Origin of the sequence: Anabaena sp. PCC 7108, from assembly GCF_000332135.1 — a bacterium.
Lineage (GTDB): Bacteria > Cyanobacteriota > Cyanobacteriia > Cyanobacteriales > Nostocaceae > Anabaena.
Window position 1 is genome coordinate 3,956,786 of the sequence record NZ_KB235896.1, and the last position, 16,437, is coordinate 3,973,222.

Here is a 16,437-nt window from a genome sequence, read left to right on the forward strand (position 1 = left end):
TTCGTAATTCGTAATTCGTAATTCGTAATTCGTAATTCGTAATTCGTAATTAGAAGAGTTCCCTGTCACCTGTCACCTGTCACCTGTCACCTGTCACCTGTCACCTGTCACCTGTCACCTGTCACCTGTCACCTGTCACCTGTCACCTGTCACCTGTCACCTGTCACCTGTCACCTTTTACCAAAGCTTGATTAATCTGATTTAATAAGTCTTCCATTGAGATAGAACGGGGTAATATCTGGGTAGCGATACCGCCAGTCAGATATTCTAACTCACTAGCACAATTAGTTTGCAAATATTGATTTCCGTTTTTTTTTGCTGGACTAATTTCTGGATTTTTCACCTGATTTAATCTTTGGTCAAGTACTAAAATTGGTGGCAAATTCAACGGTAAATCTGACAAAGCTTTAAGTGCTTTTTGCATTTCTTTATGAATTGCCGATTCTCCCAAACAAATTAGTAGTAAATCCACACTTTGGTGGCGAATTTGTTGCAGAACTTCTGCCCAGCAGTTACCCATAGATGCTTTAAAACCGGCAGTTTGTAAGTATTGAATTAAAGCTTGGAACCACTCAGATCCCCGTTCTGTATTTGGTGAAGATGAACCCCTTCTGTACTCATTTTTAAGAGAAGAGTTTCTTTCTAACCGATAGCCCTTCACTTGCTTAGGTCTTACCTGTGGTAAATCGCGCAACATAGTCACATCGACCACTAAAATATGAGGAGGGCAGCTAAGACCCGAAGCAATTTGTAACACCGATAATAAAGGATCTGGTTTTCCTTTGTGATTACCACCTTGCTTACTTAATGGAATTAAACAAGGAAACACACCTAATCCTGGTATTTGGGAAGCTGCTAAAGTCGTGGCCACATCACAAGTTACTAGTGGTAAAGCTGCCAAACGTGGATGTTTAATCAATTGTTGTAGATAATTTTGAGCGGTAGAACTTTCCACATCTAGCAAAACTACATCAAACTGCCACACTCGCGCTAAAAGTTCAGCCTGATCTAGATCATCTACTTCAATTACTCGATGTTCTCGGAGTGAAGGGTTAGGAGTAACAGATTCTAATTCTGGATTTACCAACCGGAGAATACGCAGAGGAGTTATTATCGGTGGGATTTCATTATTTTCTACATTTATCTGCTCAACTTCTGGTGCAGTACACAATCTTTCTAAAATTGGTAATAATCCCGAATGCTCTACTGGTAAGCTCACAAAATCATCGGCTCGGTTAGCAAATGCCTGTTCTTTTTCTGCACCTGTAGCTGTGACAATAACAGGAATATGGCGAGTTGCCGGATCAGACTTGAGTAAAGTTAGCACATCCCAACCTGACAGTAGGGGTAACAACGGATTCAAGAAGATAGTTTTCGGTTGCAAGCGTCGGGCTTTTTCTAGTGCTTCTGTTCCCGCACGAGCAATTACCACCCGATAACCCAAACCTTTAAGATGTTGAGTTAAGTCTTCAATATATCCAGCTACTGCCTCAACTACTAACACTAACCGTTGGGAGGAAACCTGTTGATGTGATTCTGAATTTCCTGCCTCTGATTCCGCAAAACTTGTTTTTGGCGGACTGGGTGGTAATAGTAGTGTAAACTGACTACCTTTGCCTTCACGAGACAAAAAGCTGACATCTCCACCATGTAGACGAGCTAATGCTCTTGTTAATACTAGCCCCAGACCAGTGCCTTCAAATTGGCGAGTCAGGGGATTTTCTAGTTGTTGGAATTTTTGAAATATTAAATGTTGTTGATGTTCGGGAATGCCAATGCCAGTATCCCAGACTGTAAAAGCAATCCACCCTTCCCAACGATTTACCCGCAGTCCAATTTCTCCAGAAATTTCCGTGAACTTAAAAGCGTTGGAAAGTAAGTGTACCAGCATTTGGCGCAAGCGTAGCTCATCTGCAACCATTTGCTCTAAGCCTGGTTCAATGGTGAGACTGAATTGATGATCATCCGATGAACGTTTATTTTCAGACTGGTAAGATTGGCTAGTTTTGCTGGTTTGATTTTGGAGTGTTTTTACTTCTAATAAAGCGCGATCGCACACTTCCCTAATTTTAACTGGAGATGGGGCAAGTTCCATCTGTCCAGTTTCCATCCGCGTCAAATCTAAAATGTCATTAACCACACTCATCAAATGACGGCCACTTTGATGAATTAAACCTGCATAACGTGCTTGACGCTCATTTAGTTCTCCTAATTGTTGATCTACCAGTAACCTGGACAAGCCCAAAACTGCCGTTAGTGGTGTTTTCAGTTCATGGCTAATACAAGCTAAAAACTCATCTTTTAAGCGATTTAGTTGAATCAAATCGGCATTTTTTGCTGCCAGTTCTTTGCAAAGTTGTTGCTGTTCGGTGACATCAGTTGCTAAGACTAACCACAGCTTTTCATTGCCCAGTTCTGGGTTCTGACTGCTAAGTGTAACTTCAGAATCAGCACTCCAGACTTTTAACTCAGGTCCATCTAGGGGAATTCTAGCAAATTGCCAAATTCGCTCCTGACCATTTTGTACTTCCACGACACAAGTACAAGTACCTAATTGAGTATCTAAATAACAGTAACTAGATGCTGTATTCCCCGGTACAAGTTGCTCCTGCATCATTGGTAAAACAGATGGGGCGTAAGGAGGTAAGCCTGTTTGAGGAGTAGCTGCACTTGTTAGCGACCCGCGAACTGACGCACTATCACCCTCAGAATGCTGTTGACTCGGCGACAGGGATGCGTTCCTGGCTCGATCATGGGCATAAACTTTCACTGCTTGTTGATTGTGTTCAGGAGCAAGTATGGCCTCTACCTGTTGCCTGATTCCTTCTGGATCTTTCAACTCTCCCAATTGTTCCCACCAAGCTGGATTTTGCGTCACCACTTCCCCAGCACTTGTTTGTAGCATTAAAGGCCAAGGCAGTCTTTCCAACAACTGTACTAGGGGATTGTGCGTGATCAACTGGTGTTGATTTTGTTTGTTAGCAGCTGTTTTGGCGCTATTATTCCCTTTTTGAGCAGTTCCTGGGGCATTTGAAACAAGTGCCACTTTTTCCTTAGCTAAAAACCGTAGTAAGCGTGAGCTATCCAGTAACCCCAAAAATTTTCCATCTATATCAACTAACGCCCAATCTAAGTTGCGGTTTTTTTGGGTTTGTGGGTAACGCAAAAACAAGTTAAATTTTTCTAGATGATCACAAACGGGTATTTTATGTATTGGCTCAATTAGGGTTGATCCCAAAGTTGAGATTGGCTGCTGTAAATTGAGAAATTGCTCACCACTGGCTGCTGCCAATAATTTGGGGATTAAACGGGCAGAGTACAACAATCCTATGGGGCATTGCTGTTGATTCACTACTACCAAGCGATCGCACTGCTCTTTCTCTAAAATCTCCAGCACCACCGCCAGAGTGCTTGTTTCTGGGCAGCTGGGTACGGTTGCTAGAAAGTCATAAAGCGGGTACTGTAGCATTAACATAGGGCTTAAGGGGTCATTCTTCCTGTGGTTACTTTTGGCATAAACATCTACCAAAGTGCTGATGGTCTTTATGCCTGCAGCAATATCCTCCAAGAAGAGTCACATAAGCGATTTTCGTGACATTTTAAAGGATATTGAAACAATCAACTCGGCTCTGACGGACAATTGGTTGCCTCCAAAAATTCCCAAGGTGCTGCTTTTCGAGACCTACTCTTTTGTTCTAGCGACCATCTTCACCAGCAGGATACTGGTGTTGAAACTCTTCATCGATGGTTATAGCTAGAACAATTATCGCTCCAAAGATTCGTTTTAGAACCTTGAGGAATTATAATGATTTAAAATGAAACGATGATTTAACTTTGTTTATGTATCTTATCAAGGAGTGAAATAAAAATATCTATATTCCGATAGATATACATACTGGACACCAGCATTCAACTACATATCTGATTTTCAACGCTTGTTCAACTCTAATTTATACTGGTCAGTTGCGGCAACTCACTTTTTGAGTGGTTAGTCCTAAATATTTTTGACAGAAAGCGTTTTTTAGCTAGTCCCGACTGAAAATCTTTTACAAAACTTAATTAACCCATACAGTTGAGTTTGGTTAATCATCCTACTAAATATATAGGAGTCCTGATTTTTGTGAAAGTGTCTTGCACTCTGTGCTGAAAAAAAACTAGTACACTTCTTTCCACAGTTTCTAGTTAAAAGCCTCCATGAGTAAGTATGACTACGCCACCTCAGCTATTAGTATCAAACCGGATTCCCATATAAACAATAAATGTTATTACCAATATTGATTTGGCAACCAAATGTTAAAAAATATTTATATGCTCTCACTCATATGAGCAACCTACAATATTTAATTGGGCAAACGTGGAATCTCATCGATCACATGATCACCCCAATATGGTGTTTTTATTTGCCTATAACTATCCCTGTCAGTATATACTCTTTAAACAAAACTACCCACCAACACCACAATCAACAACTGAATGAGGATGAAAAATATAGCTATGTATTAGCCTGCAACAAACAAAAAAACCAGCAGTTATTTCAGCGCATGAGTCCAGGGGATAAGCAGGAATTGCTAGAGCAACTTAAATTAGACTACCGTAAAATTCTTATAAATTACTATCTTACAGATAAAACGCTGCAATCTAGCATTGATAAATTTATTAATGCTTTATTTTATGCGAATATTCCTGTACCAAAAATTATAGAAATCCACATGGAACTTATTGACGAGTTTTCCAAGCAGCTAAAATTAGAAGGAAGGAGTGATGAAACATTGCTTGATTACAGACTAACATTAATAGATATTTTGGCAAACCTGTGTGAAGTCTATAGATGTAAAGTTTCTAAAATCGAATAAAGAAAGTTAAACTTCCAATTTATAGTAACCGCCAAGGTTGTTATAACATTAACTAGTCATAAAACTTAGACACAAATAGGCTTTTAAAACTGTTACCTGTTATATCATTTGTAAGTTCAGACAAATGCATCATCATATTTTGTATTCCTATACTCAGAAATAGCCTGTAATTTTATGAATAAATCCAAGAAGACCTATGTTCTCAAGCTTTATGTAGCAGGGAACACTCCCAACTCCGTGAGAGCATTAAACACCCTCAAAAACATATTAGAACAAGAGTTCAAAGGCGTTTATGCTTTAAAAGTAATCGATGTCCTTAAAAACCCACAACTAGCAGAAGAAGATAAAATATTAGCCACACCGACATTATCAAAGATTTTGCCGCCTCCAGTCCGCAAGATAATCGGTGATCTTTCAGACAGAGAAAGAGTTTTAATAGGACTAGATTTACTGTATGAAGAGTTGAGTGAAGAAGACTGGGAAGAATAGAAATCTGATTCACAAAAATCGAGTCTAATTTTTAGTAATTTAAAAAATAGGGTTAAATACCCAAATGTGATAAAAAAATGAGTTACAAAGACCAAAAAGAGCCAAAAAATCCACTAATTGGGGGTGTAGAGAAAATTCGCACAATGATTGAGGGCTTTGACGACATTAGTCATGGTGGCTTACCAGTTGGAAGAACAACCTTAGTCAGCGGTACTTCTGGTACAGGTAAAACTTTATTATCTCTACAATTTCTGTATAATGGCATCACCTACTTTGATGAAGCAGGAGTATTTGTTACCTTCGAGGAATCACCCAGCGATATTATTAAAAATGCTCATATTTTTGGCTGGAATTTACAACGTTTGATTGAAGAAGGAAAGCTGTTTATTCTCGACGCATCACCTGATCCTGAAGGTCAAGATATAGTCGGTAACTTTGACCTTTCAGCCCTAATTGAGCGCTTACAATATGCGATTCGTAAATACAAAGCTCATCGGGTTTCCATTGATTCCATCACAGCAGTATTCCAACAATATGAAGCTATAGGCGTAGTCAGACGAGAAATATTTCGGTTAGTAGCACGACTCAAACAATTAAACGTTACCACCATAATTACAACAGAGCGTGGTGAAGAATATGGGCCTGTTGCTTCCTTTGGAGTAGAAGAATTTGTCTCTGACAATGTAGTAATTGTTCGCAACGTTTTAGAAGGAGAACGCCGCCGCCGCACAATTGAAATTCTCAAATTGCGCGGGACAACCCACATGAAAGGTGAATATCCATTTACGATTACAAATGCAGGAGTCAATATTTTCCCATTGGGCGCAATGCGGTTAACACAACGTTCTTCAAATGTCCGCGTATCTTCTGGGGTGAAAACCCTGGATGAAATGTGTGGTGGTGGTTTCTTTAAAGACTCGATTATTTTGGCCACAGGAGCCACAGGTACTGGTAAAACTCTGTTAGTTAGCAAATTTATTCAAGATGGATGTGTTAGCGGCGAGCGGGCGATATTATTTGCTTATGAAGAATCCCGCGCTCAATTGTCTCGCAATGCTTATTCTTGGGGAATTGACTTTGAGGAATTAGAACACCAAGGCTTATTAAAAATAATTTGTACATATCCCGAATCAACCGGTTTAGAAGATCACTTGCAAATTATTAAATCAGAAATTGCCGATTTTAAGCCAGCTAGGATTGCCATTGACTCCCTCTCAGCACTAGCTAGAGGCGTAAGTAATAATGCTTTTCGGCAATTTGTCATTGGTGTTACAGGTTATGCTAAACAAGAAGAGATTACAGGCTTCTTTACTAACACCAGTGACCAATTTATGGGGTCACATTCAATTACTGATTCTCACATTTCCACGATTACTGATACAATTTTAATGTTGCAGTATGTAGAGATACATGGTGAAATGTCACGGGCAATAAACGTCTTCAAAATGCGCGGTTCGTGGCACGATAAGGGAATTCGGGAGTACAATATTACGGCTGACGGTCCTAATATTAAAGATTCCTTCCGTAATTACGAACGAATTGTCAGTGGCGCTCCTACCCGCGTTAGCATAGACGAAAAAGCAGAACTTTCTCGCATTGTCAAACGTTTTGAAGAAAAACAGAGTTCTGATTCTTAAATTCGTTGGGAAAGCTTGCACTGTAACGCCTAAGCGTTCAGCGTCGGGTAGTTCACTCTCGTGCTATATTCTGTGTGAAGACAAGTTTTCTGCCGCTAGATAGATTTTCGTGTGAGGGGATGCGGTGAAAGGACAGCAATTATTTCATAGTTTCTTACCTGGTGTAACAGCAGCGGTATTAACAACTCAGTCGGCTTGGGCGGGTACGGTCAAAGTAGGTGAAGTTAAAACAAATTCTTCTCCTACTGTATTGACTGCAACCGGTGGAAAAGCCTCAGTTGCGGACAATATGAATCAGCAACTACCCAATCAGGGAGTTGATAATTCTCCAACCTTAATACCTACTCTTGATTTTAGTAACCTCAATGTGAAGCCTGTAGGTAATCATAGTGTTCCAGAAATCTCTGGGGTTAATCATAAAAGTCTGCCAGGAGACAAAATACCAAAAACAGTTTTACCAGCTTCAGTTACTGGGACAAAGTTAGCAGAGTTATTCGAGTCCAAAAAATGTTTACGGACAAAGCAGAACAGTCAAGCTGCCTTGCTTTCAGCCTTAAAAAACTGTTCACAAACCAAACCATCCAGTGAGCGGGTAGCTCAGGCAAGTATGCCTACTGAATCAGAAAAAACTGATACTTTAGAGCAGCCTGTTCAAAGCTCAGACACTGTAACACCTACACCTACAGGTTCCATAGAGACTCCTGAATACTTGAATCCCAGTCCCAATCCTTTAATATTTCCTACAAAACCAGAGGAAGTGACAGTTCAGGCAAATCAGCCAATTACTTTGCAACAGGCTCTAGAACTGGCAAAGCGCAACAATAATGATTTGCAAGTGTCAATATTGCAGTTAGAACGTAGTAAAGGCTCTCTCAAGGAGCAACAAGCTTCGTTATTGCCAACAGTGGGGCTGACTAGTCGGATTACTAACAGCCGCAGTAGTAGCAGTACATTGTCAGCTAAACGAACACAGGAGTTAAATCCCAATGCACCGGATGCTACCTCTGATACCAGTTTTACTGGTGCAGCACAATTGCAATATGACCTTTACACCTCTGGAAGACGAAATGCGGCTATTAGAGAGGCTGAGGAACAAGTACGTTTTCAGGAGTTGGATGTAGAGCGGCAATCTGAGGATATTCGCTTGAATGTTGCTAGGGAATACTATAATTTGCAACAAGCAGATGAACAAGTACGTATTTCTCAATCAGCAGTGCAGAATTCTGAGGCTAGTTTGCGAGATGCACAGGCTCTAGAAAGGGCTGGTGTGGGTACGCGATTCGATGTGTTGCGATCGCAGGTAAACTTAGCAAATGCCCAACAAGACCTAACTAATGCTCGTTCCCAACAAGAAATTGCTCGTCGTACTTTAGCAACTCGGTTAAATATTCCTCAGTCGGCAAATATTACTGCCGCTGATCCTGTACAGTTAGCTGGTCTTTGGCAGGAAACTCTCGAACAGAGTATTATCTTAGCTTATCAACATCGTCCAGAACTGCAACAGCGATTGGCAGAGCGGAATGTTAGCGAGCAGCAAAGAAGACAGGCTTTAGCTTCTTTAGGACCACAAATTAGTTTAGTTGCCAGCTATGACTTGTTAGATGTGTTTAATGATAGTATCAACGTTAGCGATGGTTATTCAGTCGGCGTGCAAGCAACCCTAAATTTATACGATGGGGGAACAGCAAAAGCTAGAGCCTCTCAGGCCAAATCTAATATAGCGATCGCTGAAACCAATTTTTCTGAACAACGTAACCAAATTCGTTTTCAGGTAGAACAGGCTTATTCTACTCAGCGTGCTAACTTAGAAAATGTCCAAACCGCTAATGTGGCTTTAGAACAAGCTAAAGAGTCTTTACGGTTAGCACGTTTGCGATTCCAAGCAGGTGTCGGTACTCAAACTGATGTGATTAACTCAGAAAATGACTTGACAAGATCGGAAGGTAATCGAGTCACAGCTATTTTGAATTACAATCGGGCTTTGACTGAATTACAACGGTATGTCACTTCCAGAGCTTTTAATAAGTAAATAAATACAACCTTTTTTAAAAGCCCCAAAAGCCTCATTTAGCAGTGTAATTACTAGCAAATGAGGCTTCTTAGTCAAAAAAGCTATATTTGGTAGAACGATAACAAATAAAAGAACTCATGACTAAAGTCACATCACAAGAAATTGCCCAGTTCCGCTCTCAATTGGCAGATGATCCGCAAGCAATGGAAGCGCTAGACTTGATAGAGGATTGTGACGGAGATTTAGAAGATGCAGCCATGTCTCTAGCAATTCGCGCTGGACAACAACCAGAAAGAACAAATGCTGAGTGGTTAGACGCTTTGGCTAGAAAATGGCGAGCAGTGATTTGTGAACAAGAATATCGAGAAGATTTGGTGAACAGCTCAATTACAGCAATGATGACACATCTAACGACAATACCTGCTTTTCCGAAAATTTTAGCAACCCCAGTTTTAATATATATTCTCAAACAAGGTATCAATAATTTTTGTGCGCCATTGGATTCGTTAAAGTAATATAGTTGCCGCTTTCCTTCTGAGATATGAAACCAGTGCTGATACGCTGTTAATTAAGTAGAACCCCTGTCAGATTAATATTTTCATTAAAATCAATGAATTACCTTGTAGCCGTATTATCAGACCGTATTCAAGCCGAAGCCGCTTATTTAGACTTAGAAAAAGTAGGCATAAAAAGTAGTATTCTCGGTAGAGGGTACAAAACCGCTGATGAGTTTGGCTTAATTGACCCAAAAGAGCAAGCCAAAAAGCAAGCGCAACTTATGGCATTATGGCTGGTTCCCTTTGGCTTTTTTGCAGGTTTTACTTTCAGTCTCATCACTGGGTTGAATACCTTTGATTGGGCAGGAGAAATTGGTAATCATGTTGTTGGTGGGCTGCTAGGTGCTGGTAGTGGTGCAATGGGTAGCGTATTTGTTGGTGGTGGAATTGGTTTAGTTGCAGGAGGTGGAGATGCTTTACCCTATCGCAACCGCTTAGATTCTGGTAAATACATAATTGTAGTTGAGGGTTCAGAAACTTTAACTCGCCAAGCTACACGCATATTACGTCAGTTTGATCCAGAAAATATCCAGGGTTATGCTGAAACTAACTAATTGGTCAGTACTGAGTGCTGAGTGCTGAGTATTGAGTGCTGAGTGCTGAGTGCTGAGTGCTGAGTGCTGAGTGCTGAGTGCTGAGTATTGAGTGCTGAGTATTGAGTGCTGAGTATTGAGTATTGAGTATTGAGTATGAATTTTCTTCTGTTGCCTCCCCTACACCCTACATCTAGTCCCATGTTACCCAGAGAAGAACTTTTAAAAGGTGTTGAAAACCGTGAGAGTATCGCCCGTGTGATTGACCAGGCAGAACAGGCTATTAAGACCTGGGAAGTGGTTTTTACTGATTTTTTGTCTCCGCCAGAGTTAGCAGAAATTCAACGGGTGTTTAGTCGATTAACAGACGTACATTTAGTAGCGTGGGGTGGATATCCCCAAGCTGAACGCCAAAGAATTGCGATCGCACGTTCTGAATTACCATTAGATTCATCTCAAGTTGCTATCAGTACTTTAGAAATTGCGGGTAATTTCCTGTTTGATACCGCAACTCACCGGGACTATTTAGGTGCAATGTTGGGAACGGGAATTGTCCGGGAAAAGACAGGAGATGTGATTGTCTTGGGAGAAAGAGGGGCGCAGGTAATCGTCGTCCCGGAATTGGTAGAATTTCTGGAAATGAGTCTCCAACAAGTGCGTTCAGTTCCTGTAAAAACTCAGCGGATTGATATCAATGAGTTAAAAGTCCGGGAACCGAAGAAAAAAGAATTGACAACTGTGGAAGCTTCTTTGCGTTTAGATGCGATCGCATCTGCCGGTTTTGGAATGTCCCGCAGCAAAATGGTGGATTTAATTGACTCTCATGATGTTCGTGTCAATTGGAAAGAAATCACCCAAGCCAGTTCTCAAGTTAAATCAGGCGATTTAATCGCAATTCGCGGTAAAGGACGTTTAGAAGTCGGCGAAATTGCTGTTACTAAAAAAGACCGTTACCGCGTGCAATTAACTAGGTTTATGTAGGGACTCTTAACAGGGAACAGGGAACAGGGAACAGGGAACAGGGAACAAGTAATTCTTCTAATTACGAATTACGAATTACGAATTACTTTAAACTGTTTTGCCACCAAACTTACTAAAGACTCTCTTGGTAAAAATCTGTGCATATTAACAATGACTTGATTTCCTAAACCACCACTAACTACTGACGATTCACCTTTTTCTAAAGCTTGCAAAGCATCATCCACAACTTGTTTAGGAGTGGCTATTTTATTTGTTGAACCTGCCAAAGCTGCGGGAAACTTTGCTTCTGTAAAAAAGTCTGTTTCTGTTGGCCCTGGACAAACTACCAAAACCCGGACACCATAATCACGATTTTCTGCCCATAATGCTTCACTGAAACTGAGAACAAAAGCTTTAGTGGCTGCATAGACAGAAAGATAAGGCATTGGTTGAAATCCCGCAATTGAAGAAACATTAATAATGCTTCCCGAACGGCGTTCTCGCATTAAAGGTAGAAATTTATGAGTTAAATCTACCAATGCCATAATATTTAATTGAATCATATTTAATTGTCGTTGCCCGTCTCTTTCGGCAAAGTCGCCATAATCGCCAAACCCAGCATTATTGATTAACAAATCAATTGTTAATCCTTTAGCTTTGATCAAATCAAATACATCATTAGTGGCATTAGGTTCGGTTAAGTCTTTGGCTATAATCTCGACTTGAACTTTGTGTTTTTGTTGTAATTGTGTGGCTATTTCTTCCAACTTCTCTGCTGAACGTGCAATCAGAACAAGATTTGTTTGACGTGCAGCAAGTTCTTCTGCAAAAGCTTTGCCAATTCCCCCAGAAGCCCCGGTAACTAAAGCTGTTGACATTTTAGGTATTATCTGATTTATTCAATCACCTTATTTATGGTAACAATTCTTTCCAGAATCTGTGGTAATTTCAAAACGTTGATTAATTCCTATAGCAACTCTACTAAATGATTTGTGAACAAACTTGTTCCCGTGTCCTGATAATTTATATATGTATTATTTTCAGCGAAAGAAAGGGAATACTAGTTTAAGTAGCAATTAGGTATGACTATGTTCGGGAAAATCAAATTAGCAGCTATTCTTATCGCAGGTACAGCGGGGGTGGTATGGGTTGTAAACTTACCTTATCCCATGATTCGCAAACCTGTAGCTCAAGTAGCACCAATTCTGCTGTTACCTAGTTTTATGAGTATGGATCATCATTATCGAGGTGCGATTGATTCCCTAGAACAAGCAGATCAGTTAGTAAGTCTAGCTACTAGCACTGCGGATATTGAACTAGGTGGGGAAAAAGTTAAAGCTGCAAAAAAACACTTGGAAAATTTACCAGTTTGGTTTTTGGGTTACTATCCTCAGCGTTATTGTAGTTTGTTTAGTTGTTCCTGGCAGTTTACTTTAGATGAATTTGAACAGGCACGAAAACGGGTAGCACGACTAGATGCGGTAGTTTTCCAAGACAAAAATGCTTTGATTCCCTTGAATGAAGCCAAAAAGGCTCTATTGGCAGCAAAGTTGCAATATGAACAAGCTACAAATACAAAAGATAGAGAGAAAGCGATCGCATCTTGGCAAATAGCGATCGATCAATTAGAGGAAATTTCTCAACAAACATTAGCAGGTAAAACTGCCCAAACTCAACTTACAGCTTACAAACGGGATTTTGATAATGCGCGGATTGGTAATTTTATCGCTGCTGCACAAGAATTTGATTTAGAAGCTCAGAAAGTTCAACCTACAAAATCTCAAGCTGCATCGGAATTATGGCTACAAGCAATTAACCGACTCGAACAAGTTCCCAATAACAATCCTCGCTATTTAGATGCACAAAAATTAATTGCTGCATACCAAGTCAAACAAAAAACGGTGGTTGATATCCGCAGTGGTACATATGTTGAGGGGGCAAAACAGTTTGCCTTAGCAGCTGCTAAAGCTTCTCAAAATCCACCTCATACGGCTCTTGAGTGGGAACAAATTGGTAATTTATGGGAAAGAGCAATTCGGCAATTAGAGAATATTCAAGTTCAAGAACCAAGTTATGTGGAAGCGCAAAAACTACTAGCGCAGTATCACACCAACTTGGGAATTATTAAAAATCGTCGTCAAACTGAAAACGACGCGCAGGAAATTCTCAACCAAGCTAACAAGGAAATCCAAAGATTGATTGCCAGCACACCTGCTAATAATAATGAGATTAAAGCCGAGATTCAAGGAATTATCACTCAGTTGAACAGTGTAAAATCAGGAACAACTGCATACCCTGAAGCACAGCGATTGTTGACATTGGCAAATAATAAGCTCAAGCAACTACAGGCAAAATAAAGAATTAGCAGCTAATTATGCTTGACAATTGCTAGGAGGATATGCTAACTTAGATGTTCTTGTGGTTAAGGACGGTTAGCTCAGTTGGTTAGAGCACTACGTTGACATCGTAGGGGTCGTTGGTTCGAATCCAATACCGTCCATGAATTATTTATGTTAGTCTACTTAATTTTGTACTAATTCTGCTAACACGGGGAATCATAGTAATTTTAAATTGTAGATTATTTTAGGTTGGAATTAGGGTTTTGATCAAACTGAAAGAAATCAATATCAATAATTTATCTCTTTGGTTACAACAAGCTAAAAACCAAACTGTACAGGGACGAGTTATTGAACGTATTCCCCTTTTATCAGTAGCTAACCCTAGCTGCTTTGCTGTTAATATATGCGGTGAATCAGGTGTAAGTTACAGTTTAGGAGATACAGCTTGTGTATTTCCTTTAATGAGTGTAATTAAGCCATTCTCTCTACTATATCTGCTCGAATATTTTGGAGCAGAAAAGGTGTCAGAATTGGTTGGATTTGAACCCTCAGCAGCACCTTTCAATTCGTTAGAACAGTTAATTTCTGATAATGGATATCCACGCAATCCGATGATTAATAGTGGTGCTATTACCCTAGCTGATAAGTTACCAGGAAAGGATGTGAATACTCGGACGCAGTTATTCTGTCAATGGTTGAATCAATTAGCAGGTACTCAACTACATATAGATTTGGAAATGTTGACTTCAGTTCGCGCTACTCGTTCTCAGGTCAATTTAGCGATCGCTCACTATCTTATCAAAACTGGACATATCAAAAATCTGGAAATTGCTCTTGACACTTATGAACAAATATGCTGTATTTCTGGAGTTGTACAGGACTTAGCCTTATTGGGAACTTTATTAGCTTGTAACAGCAGTTTTATAACTTCAGAAAATCGCAACATCGTCCACAGTGTGATGTTAAGTTGTGGATTATACGAGGCTTCTGCTGAGTATGCTGTCAAGATTGGTTTACCGATGAAATCGGGAATTGGTGGGGGTTTATTAGCAATAGTACCAAATCAGGGAGCTATCGGCTGCTACAGTCCTGCCTTGGATAGTATCGGCAATCCTCTGGCAGGACTGGCATTTATGGAAGCTTTATCCCAAGGATTAAAATTAAATATGTAAACTAGTTGCGCTTTAGCTGATTACTTTTGGCTTGGGATCTGGTGCTGCAAATTTAATAGCGGGAGGTGTGGGTGTTAACTCAGGTTGCGGTTCCGGTGTTTTTTCAACTTTGGGAGTTGGTACAGTCTCCGTTTCAGGAACTAGTGGCTTTTCTAACTCAGGTTGCGGTTCCGGTGTTTTTTCAACTTTGGGAGTTGGAACAGTTTCCGTTTCAGGAACTAATGGCTTTTCTAACTCAGGTTGCGGTTCCGGTGTTTTTTCAACTTTGGGAGTTGGAACAGTTTCCGTTTCAGGAACTAGTGGCTTTTCTAACTTAGGTTGCGGTTCCGGTGTTTTTTCAACTTTGGGAGTTGGAACAGTTTCCGTTTCAGGAACTAGTGGCTTTTCTAACTCAGGTTGCGGTTCCGGTGTTTTTTCAACTTTGGGAGTTGGAACAGTTTCCGTTTCAGGAACTAGTGGCTTTTCTAACTCAGGTTGCGGTTCCGGTGTTTTTTCAACTTTGGGAGTTGGAACAGTTTCCGTTTCAGGAATCTTAGTTGTATAGTTCTGGTCTACAATACCGCGAACTTTATCAGCTGTTAGTTCCCCGCTGATGATTCTCGAAAGCGTATCTTTAGCGGTGGGTTGGTAGTTAATTAATCTGACTGTACTATTGAAAACATTTTTGACAGGGTTTCCCTGGTTATCGAGAAATTCTAGTTTTACCCAAGTTTTACCAGGTTTGAAGCCTTTGATATATGGTGTTTGCCAACGGTCAAGAACAAAAATTTCACCGTTAATCGTGCAGCGAATACGCCAATCACTCATAGTGTCTTCAGGATTCTCTTCAGCAACAATATGTAAAGGCGCATTAGTTAGATAAAAATCCAGCATAATCGGTTCTGCACCGTAACTGCCATAGGGACGACTGTAAGTCAGTACTGGTAAATGGGATTCAGGATTGTTATCGTCAGTTTTAGTAAAAATGTGAAATGTTGTTTGGGCATAAGCGCCCTCATTTTTAAAGCTTTCATCCCAAGGACGAGAGGCAAAGACTCGGAGAGTATGAGTCCCAGGAGATAAGTCTGGTAAAACCAAAGGCTGATTTAAGTCGTAAATAGCTATGTCAGGTTGATTATCCAGAATTAGCGTTAAATGTGGTCCAAGTTGCCATTGAGGATCTTTAAATATTGGCAGATCCTTGACTTGCAAACTGACTTTAACCGTATCATCTTGTATAACTTCATCCACTTGGGGACTCAGAATAGTCACTTGTGGCTGATAACCTTCCAAGCTGGGACGTAGTTCTTGGATCACATCTGGCGGAGTAGTTTCTGTAAAATGCCCAGAAATTGTGGAAACTGTCGGCGCTTTTGCTTGATTATCAATTGATACTTCTTGACTGCCTGCCGTCTCAACACAACTGCATAAACTTAAGACCAACACCAATTTTATTAGCCATTTGAGGATCGGGAAACTCCTAGATTTGAGTTTCTCTAAAGCAGTTTTACGCTTAGAGTTCATTCCTTCCACCCTGTGATAGTCTTCAACGTTTGACAGATGATTGTGGCGCAAACTGTGCCTAGCGAACTATAGCGCAAAAGAGCAAATTTGCTACCCTCAATAGTAACTATAAGTTTTAAGAATTGTTATTCTTTGTAAATTAAATAGATAATCTATTGACATTTTCACAATTTCTTTTACTTTAAAAGTCAGATAAGACAAGAAATCTGGCAATTTTTAATTATTGTTAAAATGTCTCTAACAAAGTACAAGTGTAGACTCTATAATTCAACAGAAACAACTATCCACACAGCGCGATGATCGCGGTTCCAGAAAATCGCTAGAATTGCGAGTAAAGCTAAGTATGTGGTATTCCCAAGTCCTCATTCCTTATTTAGAGAGGA

General features: G+C 40.1%; 12 protein-coding genes and 1 tRNA gene. 10 read left to right on the forward strand and 3 right to left on the reverse strand.

Annotation, left to right across the window (positions count from 1 at the left end; translation table 11 throughout):
- Positions 1-163: 163 nt before the first annotated feature.
- Positions 164-3,475, reverse strand: coding sequence for an ATP-binding protein (locus ANA7108_RS0118675; protein ID WP_016952337.1), 3,312 nt, complete (start codon positions 3,473-3,475; stop codon positions 164-166).
- Between the two features lie 784 nt (positions 3,476-4,259).
- Here ANA7108_RS0118675 and ANA7108_RS0118685 point away from each other — a divergent pair.
- From ANA7108_RS0118685 to ANA7108_RS0118715, 7 genes are all read left to right on the forward strand, one after another.
- Positions 4,260-4,853 carry a hypothetical protein gene (locus ANA7108_RS0118685; RefSeq protein ID WP_016952339.1) on the forward strand — a complete coding sequence of 198 codons (594 nt, stop codon included), beginning with the start codon at positions 4,260-4,262 and terminating at the stop codon, positions 4,851-4,853.
- A gap of 174 nt (positions 4,854-5,027) precedes the next feature.
- Positions 5,028-5,342 carry a circadian clock protein KaiB gene (gene kaiB / locus ANA7108_RS0118690; protein WP_016952340.1) on the forward strand — a complete coding sequence of 105 codons (315 nt, stop codon included), beginning with the start codon at positions 5,028-5,030 and terminating at the stop codon, positions 5,340-5,342.
- Positions 5,343-5,419: 77 nt separating this feature from the next.
- Positions 5,420-6,979 (forward strand): circadian clock protein KaiC, encoded by a 1,560-nt coding sequence (gene kaiC / locus ANA7108_RS0118695; RefSeq protein WP_016952341.1) that lies wholly within the window; start codon positions 5,420-5,422, stop codon positions 6,977-6,979.
- 124 nt (positions 6,980-7,103) lie between these two features.
- The gene (locus tag ANA7108_RS0118700; protein ID WP_016952342.1) at positions 7,104-9,008 is read left to right on the forward strand and encodes a TolC family protein; all 1,905 of its coding nucleotides are present in this window, start codon (positions 7,104-7,106) and stop codon (positions 9,006-9,008) included.
- A gap of 119 nt (positions 9,009-9,127) precedes the next feature.
- On the forward strand, positions 9,128-9,505 hold the full coding sequence (locus ANA7108_RS0118705; protein ID WP_016952343.1) for a hypothetical protein: 378 nt from the start codon (positions 9,128-9,130) through the stop codon (positions 9,503-9,505).
- 95 nt (positions 9,506-9,600) lie between these two features.
- Positions 9,601-10,101 carry a hypothetical protein gene (locus tag ANA7108_RS0118710; protein ID WP_016952344.1) on the forward strand — a complete coding sequence of 167 codons (501 nt, stop codon included), beginning with the start codon at positions 9,601-9,603 and terminating at the stop codon, positions 10,099-10,101.
- Positions 10,102-10,281: 180 nt separating this feature from the next.
- Complete coding sequence (locus ANA7108_RS0118715) at positions 10,282-11,061, forward strand: photosystem II S4 domain protein (RefSeq protein ID WP_026104302.1); 780 nt, start codon at positions 10,282-10,284, stop codon at positions 11,059-11,061.
- Between the two features lie 68 nt (positions 11,062-11,129).
- Here the strand turns inward: ANA7108_RS0118715 and ANA7108_RS0118720 are convergent, their stop codons facing one another.
- Positions 11,130-11,918 (reverse strand): SDR family oxidoreductase, encoded by a 789-nt coding sequence (locus ANA7108_RS0118720; RefSeq protein ID WP_016952346.1) that lies wholly within the window; start codon positions 11,916-11,918, stop codon positions 11,130-11,132.
- Positions 11,919-12,128: 210 nt separating this feature from the next.
- On the opposite strand from ANA7108_RS0118720, the gene ANA7108_RS0118725 reads away from it, so the two are divergent.
- From ANA7108_RS0118725 to ANA7108_RS0118735, 3 genes are all read left to right on the forward strand, one after another.
- Positions 12,129-13,397, forward strand: coding sequence for a hypothetical protein (locus ANA7108_RS0118725; RefSeq protein ID WP_016952347.1), 1,269 nt, complete (start codon positions 12,129-12,131; stop codon positions 13,395-13,397).
- 69 nt (positions 13,398-13,466) lie between these two features.
- A tRNA-Val gene (locus ANA7108_RS0118730) sits at positions 13,467-13,540 on the forward strand.
- 102 nt (positions 13,541-13,642) lie between these two features.
- Entirely contained in the window at positions 13,643-14,551 is a 909-nt protein-coding gene (locus ANA7108_RS0118735; protein ID WP_016952348.1) for a glutaminase, read from the forward strand.
- Positions 14,552-14,563: 12 nt separating this feature from the next.
- Here ANA7108_RS0118735 and ANA7108_RS0118740 read toward each other — a convergent pair whose 3' ends face one another.
- A complete protein-coding gene (locus ANA7108_RS0118740; RefSeq protein ID WP_016952349.1) occupies positions 14,564-16,054 on the reverse strand; it encodes a hypothetical protein in 1,491 nt (496 codons plus the stop codon).
- Positions 16,055-16,437: the final 383 nt, after the last annotated feature.